This window comes from Agrococcus sp. KRD186 (genome assembly GCF_017168255.1).
In the GTDB taxonomy this organism is placed as follows: domain Bacteria; phylum Actinomycetota; class Actinomycetes; order Actinomycetales; family Microbacteriaceae; genus Agrococcus.
Map to the genome: position 1 here is coordinate 2,492,377 of NZ_JABFAP010000001.1, position 20,259 is coordinate 2,512,635.

The 20,259-nt window shown below is 71.4% G+C and carries 23 protein-coding genes; 12 read left to right on the forward strand and 11 right to left on the reverse strand.

Annotated elements, in window-relative coordinates; all coding sequences use genetic code 11:
• Positions 1-240: 240 nt before the first annotated feature.
• Both J1M46_RS12235 and J1M46_RS12240 read right to left on the reverse strand, forming a co-directional pair.
• The gene (locus J1M46_RS12235) at positions 241-654 is read right to left on the reverse strand and encodes an NUDIX hydrolase (protein ID WP_206448052.1); all 414 of its coding nucleotides are present in this window, start codon (positions 652-654) and stop codon (positions 241-243) included.
• A 180-nt stretch (positions 655-834) separates the two neighbouring features.
• The gene (locus J1M46_RS12240) at positions 835-1,272 is read right to left on the reverse strand and encodes an Lrp/AsnC family transcriptional regulator (protein WP_092917344.1); all 438 of its coding nucleotides are present in this window, start codon (positions 1,270-1,272) and stop codon (positions 835-837) included.
• A gap of 216 nt (positions 1,273-1,488) precedes the next feature.
• Between J1M46_RS12240 and ddaH the strand changes: the two genes are divergently transcribed.
• Both ddaH and rocD read left to right on the forward strand, forming a co-directional pair.
• A complete protein-coding gene (gene ddaH / locus J1M46_RS12245; RefSeq protein WP_206448053.1) occupies positions 1,489-2,316 on the forward strand; it encodes a dimethylargininase in 828 nt (275 codons plus the stop codon).
• The gene (gene rocD / locus J1M46_RS12250; protein WP_241249114.1) at positions 2,313-3,635 is read left to right on the forward strand and encodes an ornithine--oxo-acid transaminase; all 1,323 of its coding nucleotides are present in this window, start codon (positions 2,313-2,315) and stop codon (positions 3,633-3,635) included. The genes ddaH and rocD overlap by 4 nt, the downstream gene beginning before the upstream one ends.
• Positions 3,636-3,797: 162 nt before the next feature.
• Here rocD and J1M46_RS12255 read toward each other — a convergent pair whose 3' ends face one another.
• Positions 3,798-4,253 carry a VOC family protein gene (locus J1M46_RS12255; RefSeq protein ID WP_206448054.1) on the reverse strand — a complete coding sequence of 152 codons (456 nt, stop codon included), beginning with the start codon at positions 4,251-4,253 and terminating at the stop codon, positions 3,798-3,800.
• 81 nt (positions 4,254-4,334) lie between these two features.
• Here J1M46_RS12255 and J1M46_RS12260 point away from each other — a divergent pair, with 81 nt between their 5' ends.
• Together J1M46_RS12260 and J1M46_RS12265 are read left to right on the forward strand one after the other, a co-directional pair.
• Positions 4,335-4,781: an SRPBCC family protein gene (locus tag J1M46_RS12260; protein WP_206448055.1), complete on the forward strand. Its 447-nt coding sequence runs from the start codon at positions 4,335-4,337 to the stop codon at positions 4,779-4,781.
• Between the two features lie 80 nt (positions 4,782-4,861).
• Positions 4,862-5,701, forward strand: a complete 840-nt coding sequence (locus J1M46_RS12265; protein ID WP_206448056.1) for a hypothetical protein — start codon at positions 4,862-4,864, stop codon at positions 5,699-5,701.
• Positions 5,702-5,770: 69 nt separating this feature from the next.
• Here J1M46_RS12265 and J1M46_RS12270 read toward each other — a convergent pair whose 3' ends face one another.
• Positions 5,771-6,676, reverse strand: a complete 906-nt coding sequence (locus J1M46_RS12270) for a metallophosphoesterase (RefSeq protein WP_206448057.1) — start codon at positions 6,674-6,676, stop codon at positions 5,771-5,773.
• A gap of 233 nt (positions 6,677-6,909) precedes the next feature.
• Here J1M46_RS12270 and J1M46_RS12275 point away from each other — a divergent pair, with 233 nt between their 5' ends.
• Positions 6,910-8,553 (forward strand): stealth family protein, encoded by a 1,644-nt coding sequence (locus J1M46_RS12275; RefSeq protein ID WP_342384374.1) that lies wholly within the window; start codon positions 6,910-6,912, stop codon positions 8,551-8,553.
• Here the strand turns inward: J1M46_RS12275 and J1M46_RS12280 are convergent.
• Positions 8,550-9,515 carry a ribokinase gene (locus J1M46_RS12280; RefSeq protein ID WP_206448059.1) on the reverse strand — a complete coding sequence of 322 codons (966 nt, stop codon included), beginning with the start codon at positions 9,513-9,515 and terminating at the stop codon, positions 8,550-8,552. The genes J1M46_RS12275 and J1M46_RS12280 overlap by 4 nt on opposite strands.
• A 95-nt stretch (positions 9,516-9,610) precedes the next feature.
• Here J1M46_RS12280 and relB point away from each other — a divergent pair, with 95 nt between their 5' ends.
• On the forward strand, positions 9,611-9,832 hold the full coding sequence (gene relB / locus J1M46_RS12285) for a type II toxin-antitoxin system RelB family antitoxin (RefSeq protein WP_206448060.1): 222 nt from the start codon (positions 9,611-9,613) through the stop codon (positions 9,830-9,832).
• Positions 9,829-10,092 (forward strand): type II toxin-antitoxin system RelE/ParE family toxin, encoded by a 264-nt coding sequence (locus J1M46_RS12290; RefSeq protein WP_206448061.1) that lies wholly within the window; start codon positions 9,829-9,831, stop codon positions 10,090-10,092. The genes relB and J1M46_RS12290 overlap by 4 nt, the downstream gene beginning before the upstream one ends.
• A gap of 106 nt (positions 10,093-10,198) precedes the next feature.
• Here J1M46_RS12290 and J1M46_RS12295 read toward each other — a convergent pair whose 3' ends face one another.
• Entirely contained in the window at positions 10,199-10,954 is a 756-nt protein-coding gene (locus J1M46_RS12295) for an SDR family NAD(P)-dependent oxidoreductase (protein ID WP_206448062.1), read from the reverse strand.
• Between the two features lie 119 nt (positions 10,955-11,073).
• Positions 11,074-12,039, reverse strand: coding sequence for an NAD(P)/FAD-dependent oxidoreductase (locus J1M46_RS12300; protein WP_206448063.1), 966 nt, complete (start codon positions 12,037-12,039; stop codon positions 11,074-11,076).
• A gap of 82 nt (positions 12,040-12,121) precedes the next feature.
• On the opposite strand from J1M46_RS12300, the gene J1M46_RS12305 reads away from it, so the two are divergent.
• Positions 12,122-12,610, forward strand: a complete 489-nt coding sequence (locus J1M46_RS12305; RefSeq protein ID WP_206448064.1) for a MerR family transcriptional regulator — start codon at positions 12,122-12,124, stop codon at positions 12,608-12,610.
• A gap of 92 nt (positions 12,611-12,702) precedes the next feature.
• Here the strand turns inward: J1M46_RS12305 and J1M46_RS12310 are convergent, their stop codons facing one another.
• Positions 12,703-13,245, reverse strand: a complete 543-nt coding sequence (locus tag J1M46_RS12310) for an adenine phosphoribosyltransferase (protein WP_206448065.1) — start codon at positions 13,243-13,245, stop codon at positions 12,703-12,705.
• Positions 13,246-13,454: 209 nt separating this feature from the next.
• On the opposite strand from J1M46_RS12310, the gene J1M46_RS12315 reads away from it, so the two are divergent.
• The 3 genes from J1M46_RS12315 to J1M46_RS12325 are packed head-to-tail and all read left to right on the forward strand — an operon-like array spanning position 13,455 to position 16,908.
• On the forward strand, positions 13,455-15,137 hold the full coding sequence (locus J1M46_RS12315; RefSeq protein WP_206448066.1) for a circularly permuted type 2 ATP-grasp protein: 1,683 nt from the start codon (positions 13,455-13,457) through the stop codon (positions 15,135-15,137).
• Positions 15,137-16,066 carry an alpha-E domain-containing protein gene (locus tag J1M46_RS12320; protein WP_206448721.1) on the forward strand — a complete coding sequence of 310 codons (930 nt, stop codon included), beginning with the start codon at positions 15,137-15,139 and terminating at the stop codon, positions 16,064-16,066. The genes J1M46_RS12315 and J1M46_RS12320 overlap by 1 nt, the downstream gene beginning before the upstream one ends.
• Positions 16,063-16,908 carry a transglutaminase N-terminal domain-containing protein gene (locus J1M46_RS12325; protein WP_206448067.1) on the forward strand — a complete coding sequence of 282 codons (846 nt, stop codon included), beginning with the start codon at positions 16,063-16,065 and terminating at the stop codon, positions 16,906-16,908. The genes J1M46_RS12320 and J1M46_RS12325 overlap by 4 nt, the downstream gene beginning before the upstream one ends.
• Positions 16,909-17,001: 93 nt before the next feature.
• Here J1M46_RS12325 and J1M46_RS12330 read toward each other — a convergent pair whose 3' ends face one another.
• Positions 17,002-18,792 carry an HNH endonuclease signature motif containing protein gene (locus J1M46_RS12330; RefSeq protein WP_206448068.1) on the reverse strand — a complete coding sequence of 597 codons (1,791 nt, stop codon included), beginning with the start codon at positions 18,790-18,792 and terminating at the stop codon, positions 17,002-17,004.
• 188 nt (positions 18,793-18,980) lie between these two features.
• Here J1M46_RS12330 and J1M46_RS12335 point away from each other — a divergent pair, with 188 nt between their 5' ends.
• A complete protein-coding gene (locus J1M46_RS12335; RefSeq protein ID WP_206448069.1) occupies positions 18,981-19,262 on the forward strand; it encodes a DUF2277 domain-containing protein in 282 nt (93 codons plus the stop codon).
• A 56-nt stretch (positions 19,263-19,318) separates the two neighbouring features.
• Here the strand turns inward: J1M46_RS12335 and J1M46_RS12340 are convergent, their stop codons facing one another.
• Positions 19,319-19,546, reverse strand: coding sequence for a helix-turn-helix domain-containing protein (locus J1M46_RS12340; protein ID WP_206448070.1), 228 nt, complete (start codon positions 19,544-19,546; stop codon positions 19,319-19,321).
• The gene (locus tag J1M46_RS12345) at positions 19,546-20,208 is read right to left on the reverse strand and encodes a hypothetical protein (protein ID WP_206448071.1); all 663 of its coding nucleotides are present in this window, start codon (positions 20,206-20,208) and stop codon (positions 19,546-19,548) included. The genes J1M46_RS12340 and J1M46_RS12345 overlap by 1 nt, the downstream gene beginning before the upstream one ends.
• Positions 20,209-20,259: the final 51 nt, after the last annotated feature.

Below are 20,259 nucleotides of genomic sequence, written 5' to 3' on the forward strand. Positions count from 1 at the left end.
TCTCAGCAGATGGGGAGTTCTCCCCATCGACGGTTCCTAGGGTCCGGGCATAGCGTTGGGCGCAGCCCGGCTGGGGCCCCGCAAGGGGAAATCGGGCTTTGACAGGGTCCGAGCGCTTCGGTGATCGGATGCAGAGGGAGCCTCGCTACATGGACGAGGTGATGCACGGCATTTCGGTGCTGTCCTACTTTGCAAGGTGGGTCCGACCATGATGGTCGGACCCCCTTCGCATATCTGCCGCTAGTGCTCCACCGCGCGCTCCGCCAGCAGCAGCGGGAACACCAGCTCGCGGTTCAGCGGCGCCTCCGCCGCGTCGTCGATGCCGATCGCCGGGTCGATCCAGCGCACCGCCTCGATCTCCGCCCGCGGCTCCGGCTCGATCGCGTCCCGGGTGCGGAACACGCTCGCCCGCAGCGCGAAGCCGGCCTCGTTGGCCGCCAGCGTCTCGAACTCGCCCATCGACTCGATGCGGCCGAGCGCGATCTCGACGCCCAGCTCCTCCTGCACCTCGCGCACGGCGCACTCCGCCGCGCTCTCGCCGCCCTCGGGCTTCCCGCCCGGCAGCATCCAGCGATCGGTGCCGCGCTTGCGCACCGTCAGCACCGCGCCGTCCTCGCGCTCGAAGCAGATCGCCGACACGGTGATGACGCCCATGCGGCAAGCGTAGGCCGCGCGACCGCACGCGTGCCGCGAGCGCGGTGCGCGACGCGACGCATCCGCGACCGCACGCGTGCCACGAGCGCGCGGCGCGACACGGCCGGCGAGACGGTCGCGATCGTGCGCAAGCAGCTCTACGTGCGGCGCAAGCAGCGCGCTGCGACGTAGTGCTGCGGCTCAGCCCGCGTGGCGGCTGATGAGCTTCGAGAGCAGGATCGCCGAGGTGGTGTGGTCGACCGAGGCGGCGGCACGCACCTTCTCGAGTGCCTCCTCGAAGGCGATCACGTCGCGCGCGCGCATCATCACGATCGCGTCGGCGGTGCCGGTGACGGTGCTCGCCTCGATCACCTCCGGCACGCCGGAGAGCATGCGCTTGAGGTCGGCGGGGGAGACGGTGCCGCGGCAGAAGAGCTCGACGTAGGCCTCGGTCGCGAGCCCCTCGACCTTCGGGTCGATCTGCACGGTGAAGCCGCGGATGACGCCGTCGGCGATCAGCCGGTCGATGCGCCGCTTCACGGCGGAGGCAGACAGGCCCACCTCGGCGCCGATGTCGGCGTAGCCCGCGCGGGCGTTGAGTCGCAGCTGATCGATGATGCCGTGGTCGATGCGGTCCATCTGCACGAATCTACGGCGATACTCAGCGATTTGCAACAAACCTGCGCGCGCACACCACCGATTGCGTCGATTCGTTGCGACCATCGAAGCATGCAGCAAGAGACGACCGCCGCGCGCCCAGCGACCACGGACTACACAGAGACCACGGCCCACCCAGCGACCACGGACTACACAGCGACCATGGCCCCCACAGCCCCCACGGCCCACACTGAGACCATGACGAGCGCCGCGACCGATCCGAACCGCACCCCCGTGCACAAGACCGTGCTGATGTGCCGGCCCGAGCACTTCACCGTCACCTCCACGATCAACGTCTGGATGGATCCCACCAAGCCCACCCGCACCGACGTCGCGGTCGCGCAGTGGCAGACGCTGCATGACGCCTACACGCAACTCGGTTACGACGTCGAGCTGATCGACCCGATCGACGGCCTCGATGACATGGTCTACGCGGCCAACGGCGGCTTCACGCTCGACGGCAAGGCGTACGGCGCGAAGTTCACCTACGCCGAGCGCATCCCGGAGGGTCCGGCCTACATGGAGTGGTTCGGCGCCAACGGCTTCGAGGTGCACGAGCCCGAGCACGTCAACGAGGGCGAGGGCGACATGCTGCTCTCGGCCGGCGCCATCCTGGCCGGCCACGGCTTCCGCACCAGCCTCGACTCGCACGACGAGCTGCGCGGCATCTTCGACCGCGAGGTCGTCAGCCTGCGCCTGGTCGACCCGCGGTTCTACCACCTCGACACCGCGATGGCGATCCTCGACGGCGACAGCATCGCCTACCTGCCGGCCGCGTTCGACGACGCCAGCCGCGCGGAGCTCGAGCGCCGCTACCCCGACGCCATCCTCGTGGACGAGGCCGACGCATCCGTCCTGGGCCTGAACTCCTTCGGCGACGGCCGCACCATGGTCATCGCCCAGCGCGCCACCGGCTTCGAGCGCCAGCTGCGCTCGCGCGGCTACGAGACCATCGGCCTCGACCTGTCGGAGCTGCTGCTCGGCGGCGGCGGCATCAAGTGCTGCACGCTCGAGCTGCGCCGATGACTGACACAGTGACCACCACGACCGCGGAGGCGACCATGACGACACAGCACGAGACCACCGTCGCGACGGAGCACGAGACCACCGTGGCGACGGATGCGGTGGCCGGGCAGGCGGTCAGCCCCACCACGGCCGCCGCGATCGACCAGGTCGAGGCGCACGCCGCCCACAACTACCACCCGCTGCCGGTGGTCGTCGAGACAGCCGAGGGCGCCTGGGTCACCGACGTCGACGGCCGCCGCTACCTCGATTGCCTCGCCGCCTACTCGTCGATGAACTTCGGGCACGGCAACCCGCGCCTGCTGGCCGCCGCGCACGCGCAGCTCGACCGCGTCACGCTCACCAGCCGCGCGTTCCACTCGGCGGCGCTCGGCCCCTTCGTCGAGGCGCTCGCCCGCCTGGCGAAGAAGGACATGGTGCTGCCGATGAACACCGGCGCCGAGGCGGTCGAGTCGGGCATCAAGGTCGCCCGCCGCTGGGCCTACCAGGTGAAGGGCGTGCCCGCCGGGCAGGCGGAGATCATCGTGATGGAGGGCAACTTCCACGGCCGCACCACCACCATCGTGTCGTTCTCGGACGACCCGGATGCCCGTGAGGGCTACGCGCCGTTCACCCCCGGTTTCGTGCGGGTGCCGTTCGGCGACGTGGCAGCGCTCGAGGCCGCGATCACGCCGAACACGGCGGCCGTGCTGCTCGAGCCGATCCAGGGCGAGGCGGGCATCAACGTGCCGCCGGCCGGCTACCTGCAGGCGGTGCGCGAGCTGACCACGCGCGAGCACGTACTGTTCATCGCCGACGAGATCCAGTCGGGCCTCGGCCGCACCGGCGCCACCTTCCAGTGCGACAACGACGGCGTCGTGCCCGACATGTACCTGCTGGGCAAGGCGCTCGGCGGCGGCGTCGTGCCGGTCTCGGCCGTGGTCGCGAACAGCGACGTGCTGGGCGTGCTGACGCCCGGCTCGCACGGCTCGACCTTCGGCGGCAACCCGCTCGCGGCAGCGGTCGGGCACGAGGTCGTGCGGATGCTCGACGAGGGTGAGATGCAGGCGCGCGCCCGCGAGCTGGGCGCGCGCCTCCACGAGGGCCTGCGCGAGCTGATCGGCAACGGGGTCACCGCGGTGCGCGGGGTCGGGCTGTGGGCCGGCATCGACATCGATCCGGCGGTCGGCACCGCCCGCGACGTCTGCCTGCGGCTGCTCGAGGCCGGGATCCTCGCGAAGGACACGCACGGGCAGACCGTGCGGCTGGCGCCGCCGATCGTGATCGACGAGGCCGATCTCGACATGCTCGTGCGCGAGTTCCGCGCGGCCGTCGGCGCGTAGCGGCTCAACGGTCTCACCGCTGCGCGGCCAGTTGCCGGCCCGGCACCCCCTGCGCGGAGTGGGCTGACCGCGCTCCATCGGTCGCCGACGGGGGCTGCGCGCTGCACCGTCGCGAGACGGCACGGACCGCGACCGTGCCGGCCGCGACGGCGTCGGCCGCGCCTACGGCTCGGGCGTGACCCGCATCGGATCGACCGCCTCGGTCGCCCCCTGCTGCACCTCGCCCATGTCGGGGCTGATGAGGCCGAGCAGGTTGCCGTCCGGGTCGTGCAGGTAACCGAGCCTGCCGACGCCGGGCACGTCCTCGAGGTCCATCTGCGACGTCGCGCCCAGCTCGAGCCCCTTCGCGAAGAGCTCGTCGACGACGTCGGTGCCGATCACCAGGTTGGCGCCGGTGACGGGCGAGCCTGGCTCGGGCGCCGGCCCCTCGCGCTTCGTGAGGCCGCCGTTGATGCCCCAGCCCGGCGTGTCCAGCTGCACCGAGCCCTCGCCGGTCTCGATGGTCCAGTGGTCCATGCCCGAGACCTGCGTGAACGTCCAGCCGAACAGCCCGGAGTAGAAGTCGATCAGCCGCTGCGGCTCGCTCGCGTGGATCTCGAAGTGGACGACGAGGCTCATGCCGGCTCCTCTGCTCGCGGGTGACTGCCTGACGGCGAGGCTACGCGCGCGACGCGCCCTCCGCCAGAGCAGAATGGCCTGATGCGCACGCACTACCGATTCGGTCACGAGTGGGTGGTGCAGGCACGACCGGATGCGGTGCTCGCGCTGCTCGAGGACGTCCCCGGCTACGGCGCGTGGTGGCCGGGCGTGCGCGTGCTGGGCGACCGCTCGACGCCGAGCCGCCGCGCGGCCGAGCTGGAGGTGCGCGCCCCGGCCGGGTACCGCATCCGCTTCACCCTCACCGAGTCGGTCACGGCGCAGGACGAGCTGCGGGGGCTGCTCCGCGGCGATCTGGAGGGCTGGTGCGCGTGGCGCATCATCGCCGCCCGGGACGGCACCCGGGTGGTGTTCGCGCAGGAGGCGGAGGCGCGGGCTCGGCTGCTGCGGCTCGCGAGCCCGCTGCTGCACCATCAGCTGGCGGCCCAGCACGAGCGGCTGCTGCGCGCGGCCGAGCGGGGCATGCGGCGCGCACTCGACGAGGCCTGAGCCGCGCAGCCGGGCCAACTGCAGCCGCGTGTCGCCGGGCCGGAAGTGGACTCCGCGCCGATCCGGCGTAGGCTCACGGCGTGGCTGAAAGCATCCTCCTCGGGCACGCACCCAGGCCGACCTCCGGATCACAGCTGGAGAAGCGCATCCGCACCCTCGTGGTGGCGGCGGAGCCGGCTGGCGTGGCCTGCACCTCGATCATCGACGCAGAGCTCGACGGTCCCGACGTCAAGCACCTGCATCTCGACCTCACCGACTTCCAGCTGGCCGGCGAGCACGATCGCGACCGCGCGCGGCTCGAGCCGCAGGGCGCGCCCGTCTCGAGCGAGGACGGGGTGCTGCGCGAGCTGCGCGTGAAGGCCGACCCGATGCAGGTCTCGGGCGCCACGGTGCGGCTGGACGCGCACCTGATGGACGTGCCCTTCCGCTGGATCGAGACCGACAACCGCGAACTGGCGGTCGAGCTCTCGCCGCCCGACACCGAGCACCCGCTGCACGGCAGCGCGCGCGTCGCGGTGCCGAAGGACCAGCTGGGCAAGGCCGTGCTGGGGCTCGCCGAGTCGGCGCTGTTCGAGCGCGGCATCACGGTCTCGCGCTTCGATCTCGATCTCGAGGAGTCCGGCCCGCAGAGCCTGCGCGTCACCTTCGACGCGAAGGTGCGCAAGGGGCTGCTGGGCGCGCACGTGACGGGCGGTGCGAACGCCGAGATCGATGACCGGATGGGGCTGACGCTCTCCGGCATCGAGATCGAGAGCGGCAACCCGCTGGTCGCCGCGATGCTGAGCGCCGTGCGCGGCAAGGTTGCGCGTTACGAGGGCCGCCGCATCGACCTCGCCTCCGAGCTGCCGCCGGGCATCCGGGTCGCCGACGTGAACGTCGAGGTCGGCACCGAGGTCACGATCGAGGCGCGCCTGGTCTGAGCCGCGGCGGGTCGAGCGGGTCGCGCCGCGACCGTCGCGAGACCGGACACGGCTGCGCCCGCGCTCCGCTCACACGGGAACGAGCCGCGCGCGAGCGCGCTCCGGGATGCGCACGCCCGCCGACGCGAGCCGGCGCGCCGACTCCTCGGCGTCGATCCAGTCGAGCGGCATCGACTCGCCCAGCGGCACCACCGAGTGCAGCACGGTCGAGGGGTAGACGTGCACGAGGTTGAACGCGCGGGCGCCGTCGCGGCCGCGGGTGCCGCCGACCGGCACGTTGAGGTCCTGCGTGTAGCAGGTGGCGGAGGCGACCGAGACAGGGATGCCCGCGAAGGTCGCGGTCGACGAGTAGTGCAGATGCCCGGCCAGGATGGCGCGCACGTCGCTGCCGGCGAGCACGTCGGCGAGGCTCGCCTGGTCGCGCAGCTCGACGCTGACGGCGAGGTCGAGCACGCTCGGCACCGGCGGGTGGTGCATCGCCAGGATCGTGCCATGCGGGGCCGGCGTCGCCAGCACCGCACGCAGCCAGTCGTGCTGCTGCGCGGAGACCTCGCCGTGGTGGTGGCCGGGCACGCTGGAGTCGAGCGTGATGATGCGCAGGCCGTCGAGGTCGAGCACCGCGTCGACCGGCTCGTCGGAGGCGGGCTCGTCGAGCAGGCCGGCGCGGAAGGCGCGGCGCTCGTCGTGGTTGCCCATCACCCACACCACGCGGGCGCAGAGCTCCGCCGCGATCGGGTCGACGATCGCGCGCAGCCGCCGGTAGGCGTCGGGCTCGCCCTTGTCGGCGAGGTCGCCGGTGAAGACGATCGCGTCGGGCCTGGCGCCCGAGGTCTCGAACTCGGCGAACAGCCGGCGCAGGTGCGCCTCGCTCGGCACGCGATCGTAGAGCCGGCCGCCGCCGGCGAGCAGGTGGGTGTCCGAGATGTGGAGGAGGAAGTGATCCGGCCGGGGGTGCTCGGCCGAGCGGCTCGTCACGGTTCGTCCATCCGATCTCTCGGGGTGTGCGCGGTATGACGCATGCACAGCGTCGGGCACTGCCCGCACGCTAGCCCAGCACCCGCGCGCGAACGCGGCATGAACGCGGCGTGTACACGGTCCGAACGGCGGATGCGCTGGCCGCGCGGGCAGACGGACCCGTCCCGTCCCAGCCCACGAGGGTTAGCATGAGCCGAAGACCCAGCACCCCGCAGACAGGAGCCGATCGAGCCGTGAGCGACCTTCGAGAGCGCGGCATCGACGGGCAGCACAGCGCATTCTCGCCGCCGCGCGAGGAGCCCTCGGGCATCCGGGTCGCGAACGAGGTCGAGCCGGTGCTGGTCGCGACCGGCGACCGCTTCACGCGCTTCGACCGCCCCGACGTGGTGCTGCGCAAGGGCCGCTATGCGCTCACCAACGGTCACATGACCCCGCGCGAGTCGATGGTGGAGGATCTGCTGGCCCTGGGCGCCGCCCTCGACGCGGCCGAGATCCCGTGCCTGCTGGTGCGCGACGACGCGGGGCGGCCGATCATCGCGGTCGACCGCACGCGCCGCAAGGAGCTCGCCGCGGCCCTCGCGACCGCCTTCGCCGAGGAGCCCTTCTACGCCGAGGCGGTCGCGCCGCAGCAGTTCGCCGGGCGCCGGCCCGCGCTGCTCGCCGACGGCCGGCTCGCCGGGCACAAGAAGGTCAGCGCCATGCGCGTCTACTGGCCGCGCGTCGAGCCCGCCGGCCGGCTGCGGTACGGGCCCGACACGGCCGTGCAGCTCGAACTGTGGCGCTTCGGCGAGGAGACGCTCGCGGCGCCGCTGCCGAACGCGGTGATGCGGGCGACCATGCCGCGCCGCGAGGCGGTCGGCGAGACGGTGCACCGCTACGGCCGCGAGTGGCAGACCATCCAGCACATGTGGGAGCCGCTCGCCAGCGACGTCACCTTCGAGATCGACATGGTCTTCTCCTGGGTGGACGGCTCCAGCACGGAGTTCCAGCGCGAGCGGGCGCAGCAGATGCAGGGCTATGTGGTGGGGGAGGGCGACGACTCGGAGGCGCGCTTCCGCCAGATCGACGAGCTGAAGTACGCCCTGCGCTCGGTGCACATGTACGCGCCGTGGGTGCGCCGCATCTTCATCGCCACCGACTCGCCCGCGCCCGCCTGGCTGGCGGCGCACCCGAAGGTGACGATCGTGCGCGCCGAGCAGATGTTCAGCGACCCCTCGGTGCTGCCGACCCACAACTCGCACGCGGTCGAGGCGCAGCTGCACCACATCGAGGGGCTCAGCGAGCACTTCCTCTACTCGAACGACGACATGTTCTTCGGCCGCCAGCTCGAGCCCGACCTCTTCTTCTCGCCCGGCGGCGTGACGAAGTTCGTCGAGGCGACCACCCGCATCGGCCTCGGCGAGACCGACCCGCAGCGCTCCGGCCACGACAACGCGGCGCGCTTCAACCGCAGCCTGCTGCGCGAGCGCTTCGGCGCCGTCACCACCCGCCACCTCGAGCACTGCGCTGCCCCGCTGCGGCGCAGCGTGATGGCCGAGATGGAGGCGGCGTTCCCGAAGGACTTCCGCCGCACCGCGGCCTCCCGCTTCCGCTCGGCGACCGACATCTCGGTGACGAACTCGCTCTACCACTACTACGCGCTGATGACCGGTCGGGCGGTGCAGCAGAGGGCGGTGAAGGTGCAGTACATCGAGACCACGCTGCGCGCCTCGCTGCCGGCGATGGACCGGCTGCTGCGCAAGCGCGATCAGGACATGTTCTGCCTCAACGACGGCAGCCGGCCCGAGCTCGACACCCAGGAGCGCAACGCCGCGGTCACCGCGTTCCTCGAGGCGTACTTCCCGATCCCCGCACCGTGGGAGCGCCTCCGCGTCTAGCGGGCCAGCAGCTCGTCCACCTCTGCCGCCGTGGCGATGCTGCCGGAGGCGCCGCGGCGCGTGACGGTGACGGCGCCCGCCGCTCCGGCGCGCTCGATCGCCTCGTCGAGCCCGAGGCCTGCGGCGATGGATGCGGCCAGGTGCCCCGCGAAGGCGTCTCCGGCGGCCGTCGTGTCGGTGACGTGGACGCGGATGGGCGCGTGCTCGCCGACACCATCGGCGGTGACCAGCACGCTGCCGGCCCCCGCCATCGTGATGATCGCCGCACCCGCGCCGCGCTCCAGGAACCAGCGACCGGCCTGAGCGGCGCTCGCGGGGGAGTCGACCGCGATGCCGGTCAGCAGCGCCGCCTCGGTCTCGTTCGGCTTGATGATGTCGACCAGCGGCCAGATCTCCTCCGGCAGCTCGCGCGCCGGTGCCGGGTCGAGGATCACGGTGATGCCGGCCTCGTGCGCGCGCCGCACCGCGGCGAACGTGATCGGCAGCGGCGTCTCGAGCTGCGTGAGCATGACGGCGACCTCGCCGCTGAGCGCAGCGAAGGCCTCGTCCAACTGCGCCTCGTCGAGCGCGGCGTTGGCACCGGCCACGATCACGATGTCGTTCTCGCCCCCGGCGACGCGGATGTGCGCGATGCCGGTGTGGGCGCTGCTGGTGTGGGCGGCGTCGCCATCGGCGCCGTCGCCCGCGATGGTGCGCACGTGCTCGAGCCGCACCCCGTGCGCACCGAGGCTCGACGTCACGAGCGATCCGAACTGGTCGTCGCCGACGCATCCGACCATGTGCGCCGCGGCGCCCGCCTTCGCCACGGCCACCGCCTGGTTGGCGCCCTTGCCGCCGAGGCCGAGCGCGAAGGCGTCGCCCGTGAAGGTCTCGCCGGGCTGCGGCAGTCGGCTGGAGTAGGCGGTGACGTCGATGTTGATCGATCCGACGATCAGCACGCCGTCGCGGCGAAGTTCTGGCATGGCTCGAGGCTAATGCCCCTGCGCAACGGGACGCGAAGACCCCTGGCCCAGTTGGCCGCCGGTGGTAGGATACGTGTATCGCAAGGAGGTCCTGTATGCCGCTCTCCGTTCGGTTGACGCCAGAGGAAGAATCCCGACTCGATGCGCTCGCGTCTCGGACGGGCCGGTCGAAGACGTTCTACGTGCGGGAAGCGATCCAGGCACATCTCGACGAGCTCGAGGAGCGCTACTGGGCCGACGAGGTGGTTCGCGACTACGAGGCGGCTGGCAAGCAGTCGCGATCCGCAAGCGAGCTGTGGGACGAGCTCGGCGTGTGAGCCGCTGGCATCTCGAGACGTCCGCGGCATTCGACAAGGCGGCGCGCAAACTCGATCGAACCGCTCTCCTTCGGATCAAGCGCTACCTCGACGACGTCTGCAAGCTCGAGGATCCGCGGCAGCGCGGCAAGGCTCTCACCGCTGCACTCGCGGGCTACTGGCGCTATCGCGTCGGTGACTACCGGGTGATCGTCGAGATCAGAGACAGCACGCTCGTCGTCGTCGCCATCGGGTTGGGCCACCGCTCCGACATCTACTGACCTCCCAGCGGCATCGACGGGCGCGCATCGCGGCCGCAGAAGCGGTGCGTCGCGGCATGCAGCGGGCCCGCCGCGGCGATGCGCGACGGGCCCGGGAGCAGATGCGTCAGACGGCCGTGTAGCCGCCGTCGGCGATCAGGTAGCTGCCGGTGACGAACGAGGCGTCGTCCGAGAGCAGGAACGCGACGACCGCAGCGACCTCGTCGGGCTCGCCCAGGCGGCCCAGCGCCTGCTTGGCGGCCATGGCGTCGCGCGCCTCCTGGTCGAGGTTCGCCTCGAGCAGCGGCGTGAGGATGTAGCCCGGGCCGAGCGCGTTGATGCGCAGGCCCTCGGGGCCGTACTCGACCGCGGCGTTCTTCGTCAGGCCCACCACGCCGTGCTTGGTGGCGGTGTAGGCGCTGTTGTTCGGCGCCGCGACCATGCCGTGGATCGACGCGATGTTGACGATCGCCGACTCCTTGGGGGCGTCGAGCATGGCGGTGATCTGCTCGCGCATGCCGTACATGACGCCGTTGAGGTTGAGCGCGACGACCGCGTCCCACTCCTCCACGGGGACGTCGGCCGTGCGGTGCGGGGCGCCGCCCATGCCGGCGTTGTTCACCGCGTAGTGCAGGGCACCGTAGGTCTCCTTGGCGAAGTCGACGACCTTCTTGGCGTCTGCGGGCTTGGACGAGTCCGCCTCGATCGAGGAGGCCGTGCCGCCTGCAGCGCCGATCTCGTCGACCACGCGCTGCGCGGCGTCGAGCTTGATGTCGGTGATGACGACCTTCGCGCCCTCGGATGCCAGGCGCTTCGCGATCGCCTCGCCGATGCCCGAGCCGCCGCCCGTGACCAGTGCAACCTTGCCATCGAACCGTGCCATCGTTCTCACTCCTTTAGATTTGAAGAGATGTGTCCTTGGTGCAACCCGTCGGGCGTGCCGGCATTCCCGCCGGGCGCCGGCATCCGCCTCAACACCATCCTGCAGAGGTCGCGCTGCGGTCACATCGGCATCGGCAGGCCAGCGTCGCTCATCGCGAGCTCGCGGTCGAGGGTGGCGGCGGCCAGCTGCCCGGACGCGATCGCCGCCGCCACCGCGGAGAGCGGGCCCGGCATGCCCGGTGCCTGCGCGATGTCGCCGGCCGCTGAGACGCCGGCGAGGCTCGTGCGGCCGAAGCCGTCGACGAGGATCGCGCCTGCCTCGGAGCGGTCGAGGCCGAGCTGCTCTGCCAGCGGCGAGGCCGGAGACCACGCGGGGGCGACGAACATGCCCGACAGCGGCACCGCATCCGCCCCCTCGAGCTCGACGGCGATCCCCGCCGCGTCGTCGCGCACCGCCAGCACGCGCTGCGGCACGACGTCGGCGCCCATGCGCGTCAGGTGCTCGAGCGTGGCGAGGTCAGGCTCGGCGCCGTCGAGCAGCACGACCACGCGGGTCGCGAGCCGGCCGATGAGCGCGGCCATCATCGTCGCGTGCGCGCCCGAGCCGAGGATGGCGATCGGGCCGTCGGCGAGCTCGAAGCCGTGGCAGTAGGGGCAGTGCGCGACGCGGTCGCCGAAGCGCTCGGCCAAGCCCGGGATCGCGGGCAGCGTGTCGGCGGCGCCGGTGGCGAGCAGGATCCGACGGGCGGTGAGCGTCTGGCCGCCCCTTGACCCGCCGCCGTCCTCGAGCGCGACGCTGAACGCATCCGCCCGGTCACCGGTGCTGCCGGTCGCCGCCACGTGCGCGACGGCGCGGTCGAGCACCGTCACGGTGGCGTAGTGGGCGAGCTCGGCGCGCGCGGCTTCGCGCAGCTGCGCGGGCGGCTTCCCGTCGTGGCCGATGAGGTTCTGCATCGCGTGGGCGGGGTCGTTGCGGTAGCTGCCGCCGTCGATGAGCGTCACGCGACGGCGCATGCGGCCGAGGGTAAGCGCGGCCTGCAGGCCTGCGGGGCCGCCGCCGATGACGATGACGTCCTGGGTGTCCATGAGTCCTCCTGGTGGTGCTGCTCCGGTCTTCCGGCCGGGCTAGGGCTTGCGTGATGTGCCCATGGTGTGACTTCATGTCGACATGAAGTCAAGCGCTGCGGCGAAGGAGGTCGTCTGGACCATCGGCGAGCTGGCCGAGCGCTTCGGGCTGGAGACGCATGTGCTGCGGCACTGGGAGTCGGAGGGGCTGCTCGCGCCGGAGCGGGACGCGGGCGGGCGGCGCCGCTACCGCGAGCCGGACGCCTACCGGGTGGCGACGATCATCGCGAGCAAGGCGGCGGGCATGCGGCTCGACCAGATCGGCGCGATGCTCGGCGGTGAGAATGCCGACCGCCATCGCATCCTCGACGCGCACCTGGCCGACATCGACGAGCGCATCGCGGCGCTCGAGCGCTCACGGGCGATGGCGCTGCACGCGCTCGAGTGCCGGGCGCACGACATCGCCACCTGCCCGGGCTTCCGCAGCCACGTCGCCGACATCGTCGCGGGCGAGCGCCGCGGCTTCCCGCAGCAGGCGGACGCGCATCCGCCCGGTCAGCACCCCGTCGGGCACGCGCTGCCGGCGGGGTGAGAGCCGGTCGAGCTGCGTGACGCGGTGCGGGCCAGTTCCTCGAGCGAGGCGACGCCGAGCAACCGCATGGTGCGCTGTGGGCGCGGCGGCAGCTACGTCGCGAACACCGCGTGCGTCGACGGCACCGCCGCGCGGCCGCCGAGCTCGGTGAGCTCGAGCACCACGGCGACGCCCGCGACCGTGCCGCCGAGCTGCTCGACGAGCGAGATGGCCGCGCGCAGCGTGCCGCCGGTGGCGAGCACGTCGTCGACGAGCAGCACGCGACTGCCGGTCAGGTCGCCCGCCGCCTCGATCGTCGCGATGCCGTACTCGAGGGCGTAGTCGACGGATGCGGAGGGCCGCGGCGTCTTGCCGGCCTTGCGGATGGGCAGCAGTCCGGTCCGCGTCGTCGCAGCCACCGTACCGGCGAGCAGGAACCCGCGCGCCTCGACGCCCGCGACGAGGTCGAAGCCGCCCTCGAACGGCGCGGCCAGCGCCTGCGTGACGGCCGCCAGCGCATCCGCGTCGGTCAGCATCGGCCCGATGTCGCGAAAGAGGATGCCGGGTTGCGGGAAGTCGGGAGTCAGGGCGATGAGCGACTCGGCGCGCGCGAGCCGCGCTGAGTCGGTGAACGGCGCTGGGCTGGGCGTCGGCATGCGCCAACGCTAGCCGTCGACAGCGCTGACGCGGCGCCCGGCGACGGATGCGTCAGGCCGGGTCGTGGCCGAAGGTCGCGAAGGCGCTCGGCGTGATTCCGGTCACCGCGCGCAACCGGACGGCGCGCACCCGCATGGGTGGCGCATCCGCTGCCTGAGTCGTCGTCCGCTCGACGGGGCACCAGGCGCATGACACTAGGCTCGCCCCCATGGGCGATCTGTTCGACGACTACGACAAGCCCTTCGCGAATCCTCGGAAGCGCGAGGGCAAGGCGTGGGATGAGATGTTCGAGGACTCGGGTGAGCCGCGCAGCTCGTACACGCCGCTGCACTCCGCGCTCTCCGAGCTGACGAAGGACGAGCTGCGGGAGCGCGCCGATGCGCTCGCCTCCTCGTACCTCGCGCAGGGCGTCACCTTCGACTTCGCGGGGGAGGAACGGCCGTTCCCGCTCGACGCCATCCCGCGCATCATCACCGCGGCCGACTGGAAGCACGTCGAGGCCGGCGTGCAGCAGCGGGTGCGCGCGCTGGAGGCGTTCCTGGCCGACATGTACGGCCCGCAGCGCGCCGTCGAGGACGGCATCATCCCCGCCAAGCTGATCAGCACATCCATCCACTTCCACCGCCAGGCGGCGGGTGTGGTGGGCGCGAACGGCGTGCGCATCCACGTCTCGGGCATCGACCTGATCCGCGATCAGGACGGCGAGTGGCGGGTGCTGGAGGACAACGTGCGGGTGCCCTCCGGCGTCTCGTACGTGATGTCGAACCGGCGCGTGATCGCGCAGACGCTGCCCGAGATGTTCTCGTCGATGCGGGTGCGCCCGGTCGGCGACTACTGCGACAAGCTGCTGCAGGCGCTGCGCGCCGCGGCGCCCGCCGGTGTCGACGACCCGCGCGTCGTGGTGCTCACCCCCGGCGTCTACAACTCGGCCTACTTCGAGCACACGCTGCTCGCGCGCCTGATGGGCGTCGAGCTGGTCGAGGGCCGCGACCTGTTCACCTCCGGCGGCCGCGTCTACATGCGCACCACCGAGGGGCCGTCGCGCGTCGACGTGATCTACCGCCGCGTCGACGACGACTACCTCGACCCGCTGCAGTTCCGCGGCGACTCGATGCTCGGCAGCCCCGGCCTCATGCTCGCCGCGCGGCTCGGCAACGTGACGATCGCGAACGCGGTCGGCAACGGCATCGCCGACGACAAGCTCGTCTACACCTACGTGCCAGAGCTCATCCGCTACTACTTGAGCGAGGAGCCCATCCTCAAGAACGTCGACACCTGGCGCCTCGAGGATCCGGGCGCGCTGGAAGAGGTCATCGACCGGCTGCACGAGCTGGTCGTGAAGCCCGTCGACGGCTCGGGCGGCAAGGGGCTCGTGGTCGGGCCCGACGCGACACCGGAGGAGCTCGAGGCGCTCAAGGAGCGGCTGCTCGCCGACCCGCGCGGCTGGATCGCGCAGCCCGTCGTGCAGCTGAGCACCATCCCGACGCTCGTGGAGGATGGCGTGCGCCCCCGCCACGTCGACCTGCGACCCTTCGCGGTCAACGACGGGAAGGATGTCTGGGTGCTGCCGGGCGGGCTGACCCGCGTCGCGCTGCCGGAGGGGCAGCTGGTCGTCAACTCCTCGCAGGGCGGCGGCTCGAAGGACACCTGGGTGATCGCCGGTGCCCGCGAGCAGATCCCGGTGATCGATCACGACGCCGAGTTCGGCGCCTCGGGTGAGCCGATGACCAGGCCCATCTCCGTGATCACGGGCCACGAGCATCCGCAGGACCAGTCGCCGCAGGACGCCCCGCGCCGCAACGGGCAGGCCGAGGAGCAGCAGCAGGGCCGCGATGCGCCTGACTCGCGCGCAGCTCGACCAGCCAGCGAGTCGAAGGAGGGCGCAGCATGATGCTCAGCCGCATCGCCGAGAGCCTGTTCTGGATCGGCCGCTACATCGAGCGCGCCGACGGCACCGCCCGCATCCTCGACGTCTACCTGCAGCTGCTGCTCGAGGATGTCGCGGTCGACGAGGACACCGCCTGCCGCGCCATGCTCGGCGTCATGGGGCACGACGCCCCGCCCGAGCGCAACCTCACGCGCACCGATGTCGTCAACATCCTCGCGATCGACCGCGCGAACACGGCATCGATCGCCTACTCGGTCAACGCGGCGCGCGAGAACGCCCGGCGTGCGCGCGAGACCATCTCGACCGAGCTGTGGGAGGTGCTGAACGCCACCTACGCGAGCATGCCGCGGCGCGTGAACAACGAGCAGGTGCACCAGATGTTCGGCTGGGTGCGCGAGCGGATGGCGCTCGCGAGCGGCATGGCCGACGCCACCTCGAGCCGTGATGACGCCTGGAGCTTCTTCACGCTCGGCCGCTACATCGAGCGCGCCGACATGGTCGCGAGGCTGCTCGCCACCAGGGCGCTGACGGAGGCGTCGGGCCCGTCGTGGACGACCATCCTGCGCTCGGTGGGCGCCTACGAGGCGTACCTGCGCACCTATCGCGGGGTGCCCTCGAGCACGAACGCGGCCGAGTTCCTGCTTCTCGACCGGCTGTTTCCGAGATCGATCCTGTTCTCGGTGCGGGGCGCGGAGCAGTGCCTGGAGGACATCGAGCCCCGGCGCGAGCGGGTCGGCTACATCGGGGCTGCAGAGCGGATGCTCGGGCAGATCCGCGCGGAGCTCGAGTTCCGCCCCATCCAGGAGATCATCGACGACCTGCCGGTCGTGATGGACAAGGTGCAGACCACCACCACCGCCGTCTCGAACGCGGTGCGGGAGCGCTACTTCCCGACCCACAACATGCCGGCCTGGACGAGGGAGGCATCGTGAGCCGCATCCGCATCCGTCACACCACCGGCTACCGCTACGAGCAGCCGGCGGTCGCGAGCTACAACGAGTCGCGCATGCTGCCGTCGACGAGCGACGGCCAGTTCGTCATCTACTCGAACCTCGACATCCGCCCCAACACCTCGGTGAACACCTACGAGGACTACTGGGGCACGACGGTCGTCTCGTTCGACGTGCTCGCCCCGCACACCGAGCTGCAGCTGACGGCGACGAGCCTCGTCGAGGTGCGGCCGAAGCTCACCGGCGGCCGCGATCTGTCGTGGGAGCAGCTCGAGAAGGTGTCGCAGCGCGCGACGCAGTACGTCGAGCAGCTCGGCCAGACGGTGCGCACCCGCCCGACCGCCGATCTCGTCCGTGCGGCGCAGGAGATCAAGGATGCGTCGGAGACGCCGGGCACCGCCGCCGCGGCCATCGCCCGCATGGTCGGCGAGGAGATGGAGTACATGTCGGGCGTCACGCACGTCCACACGCTCGCCTCCGAGGCCTGGCCGAGCCGCAAGGGTGTCTGCCAGGACATCGCGCACATCACGATCGGCGCGCTGCGGGCGGTCGGGATCCCGGCGCGCTACGTCTCCGGCTACCTGCACCCGAAGCCCGACGCGCAGATCGGCGAGACGATCCGCGGGGAGTCGCACGCCTGGGTGGAGTGGTTCACGGGCGAGTGGAACGCGTGGGATCCGACGAACCTGATCGACATCGGTGAGCGCCACGTGAAGGTGGGCCTCGGCCGCGACTACAACGACGTGCCGCCGCTGCGCGGCGTCTACGCGGGCGCCGCGAAGAGCCAGCTGTTCGTCTCGGTGGAGATCACGAAGGAGTCCTGACCGTCGACCGCGACGGCATGCGTGCGACTGGCAGATCAGTGACCGGCGTGCGCAACCGCGCCCGCGCGGCCGACAGTTGGCCGACCGGCATGCTCAGGTGCGCATCACGATGCGCGCCGGTGGCCAGAGGTCGACCGGGCACCGACGAGGTGACCGGCGCAGGGCGGTCAGGCGGCGCCGCACGCGCGCTTCGATCGGTGCCGAACGGCGCGGCTGCCGCACGGTGGGCACCGTCGGTGTGCCGGGCAGCTCGACATCACGCGACGGGTGCTGCGGGTCCGGGTCGGCGAGCGTTGCCGCAGGCGAGGTATCGGTATCGGGAAGCTTCATCGCGAGCGGTGCGGCCGCGGTGTGCGCTGCCGTGATGCTTGAGCCCGAGGTGCCTGAGGTGCGGGAGGTGCGGGCGTAGCGGTCGGAGGGCCGCAGCTGCGGGACGATCCGCCAGTTGCCGGGAGTGCCGACGACGAGCAGCCGGCCGGCGTGGACCTCGTGGTGGCAGAAGCTGCAGAGCAGCACGCCGCTGGCAGTGTCGGTCTTCCCGTCGCGCTCCCACCAGATCACGTGGTGCGCCTCGGTCCAGCTGACGGGCGCGCCGCAGCCGGGGGTGGCGCAGCCGCCGTAGTGGGCGGCGAGGGCCCGCTTCTGCATGTTGGTGAAGAGGCGCTGCTCGCGGCCGAGGTCGAGCACGTGCCCGCGCTCGTCGACCACGGCGCGCTGCACGATCGCGTCGCACAGCAGTCGGTCGACGGACTCGATCGGCACGATGCTGCCGGTGTGCTCGATCTTCAGCGCTCGGTCACGATGCTCGGTGCCGTGCAGGTACGCGTCGTACGCGTCGATCGTGCCGGTGAACACGAGCCTTGGTGCCTCGCCGCCGGCACGAGGAGCGCCACCGGACGCGGCTTGCGCATGGAAGATGCCCATCACCACGTCGTGCCGCTTCTGCTCGAGTGTTCGACTATCGACGACGCTGCTGCCGTCAGCCGCATGTCGGCCCTTCGGATCTCGCTGGCAGCCGCAGGGCTCGTCGGGGCGGAGCTCATCCGCGTGCGGGCAGTGGTCTTCAGCATCGGCGTCGAACTCGCGATCGCCGTCCGCGTCGCTGTCGTGGTCGTCGTGGTCGCAGCCGTTGCACGGGTCGTCCCGGAAGCTGACCTTCACGCGCGGGCCCATGTACGCATCCAGCAGCAGCTTGAGCGCCGAGCCCTCCTCGGGCGGGCTCACCAGCTCCAGCTGCCACATCCCGTCGGTGCGCTGCCAGAGGCGCGCGGATCGCATCGCCCGCTCCCGCTCCGCGTTGGGCAGCACGCCGTCAGGATCGATCACGGCGACGAAGAGGCGAGCCTGGTCGACCAGCAGCTCCGGCACCAGCGGCCCGTCTGGCTGGATGGCGGCGTCCACGAGCGCACCCTCTGCCCACGCCAGCTGCTCCAGATCGGCCCTCGGTGCCGCCGGCTCCAGCGTGTTCACGATCGCGCGGGCCTGCTCCAACGACAGCGACCCGTCATCCAGCGCGGCGGCCACGCGCGGGTACTTCACCGCGATGTCGCCGCCGGTGAGGCTCACGCCCGCAGTCGTGGCGCGCGCCATCGACAGCAGCGCCGCCGCATCCCGCGCGCGCATGCCGAACGCAGACGCGATGGCGCCCTTCGCGCTCGGCTTGCCGAGCTTGCGGCACATCGCCTCGTCGGCCGAGCCCTCGGAGCGCTTGGCGACCTCGTGCGCGAGCCGCACCTGCTGAGCCTGCACGATGCGCGCCAGCTCGGCCGTCTGCGTGAGCAGGTCTGTGACCTCCTGGTGCGTGGCGGTCGAGAGCGCAGAAGCATCGGCGAACATCGAGCGCGCCGCTGCCACCGCGGCTGCGGCTTGCTCGGTCCTCGTCATCATCGACTCCATGTGCTGCTCGAATGTCTGTTCGAGAACAGCCTATGTGCACCCACCCACATGCATCCCTGCAGTGCCGCCGCCTGTGGATAACCTGCCAGGTGCGAGTTCCAAGCGGCTATCGAGCCTGTGTCCCATCCGCAGAGCAGCTCTGGCGTGCGCCTCCGCCCGGGCCTACCGTGATTGCTATGTGCAGGAACATCACCATCCTCCGCGGCCTGGAGCCGGCCGCCAACGACGACGAGGTCGAGGCCGCCGCCATCCAGTACCTCCGCAAGGTGACCGGCATCACACATCCGACCGAACGCACCCGCGAAGCCTTCGATCGCGCGGTCGCTGAGATCGCGCATATCACGCAGCACCTGCTCGATGACCTGCCCGATCGTAAGCAGCCGCCGAAGACGGTGCCGCCGCTGCGCCGGCCCGAGGTGCAGGCGCGCATCGCCGCGCGCGAGGCCGCCGCGAGCTGATCTGCGCTGGCGCGAGCGACCGCGAGCCGTCGCAAGCCAGCGCCAGCCGAAGCGGGCTACTCCGCCAGCACCAGCAGCTCGCCGATCTCGCAGTCGAGCGCCTTGCAGATGGCGGTCAACGTCGAGAAGCGAATCGCGCGCCCGCGGTCGTTCTTCAGCGCCGACAGGTTCGCGAAGGTGATGTCGACGGTGCGGCTGAGCTCGGTGAGGGTCATGCCGCGCTCCTCCAGCAGCTCGTCGAGCCGGCAGTGCACCCCGGTCGACTGCTCGACCTTCCGCGCCATCAGATGAGCCCCGTGGTGTCGTCCTGCAGGCGGGACGCGCGGCCGAGCAGCAGCGCGCTGAAGCCGGTCACGACGCCGAGCGCGAGCAGCGAGAACTCGATGTTCTGCCAGTGCGGCGGCTGCGGGATCACCCAGCTCTCGTCCGACTCGCCGTAGACCGGCGTCGACGGCTCGGTCGGCACCCCCGCAGCTTCGATGGCGATCATGCCGGCCTGCGCCTCGAGCTGCGGTGCGCCGATCGCGACCGCGAGCATGCTGACCGAGAGCACGCCCAGCAGCACCGCCGTGCCGATGCCGAAGCTGCGCTTGCGCAGCAGCTGCACGGCCAGCCAGATGAGCACGAGCCCCGCCAGCATGCCGACGGCGTAGCGCGAACCGACACCGATCGACTCGAGCAGCACGGCGGTCGGGTCCGCGTCGAGCGGCACCACGGTCGCCATCGAGTATTGGATCTCGGCGGCGCCCGCGATGTCGGGCCGCACGTCGAGCGGCAGCGCGACGCCCACCTCGTAGGAGGCGCTCACCATGATCGAGTACTGGATGTGCAGCAGCGCGATCACGAGCGTCCAGGCCATCGCGAAGACGGTGACGGCGATGACGGCGATGAGGCCGCCGCGGCCGAGGAAGCGGCCGGTGGTGCGGCCGAAGTCAACCTTGCTCATGACAACCCCTATCGTTCATCGGTATATCGATAAGCGAGATAGTAAGCGTCA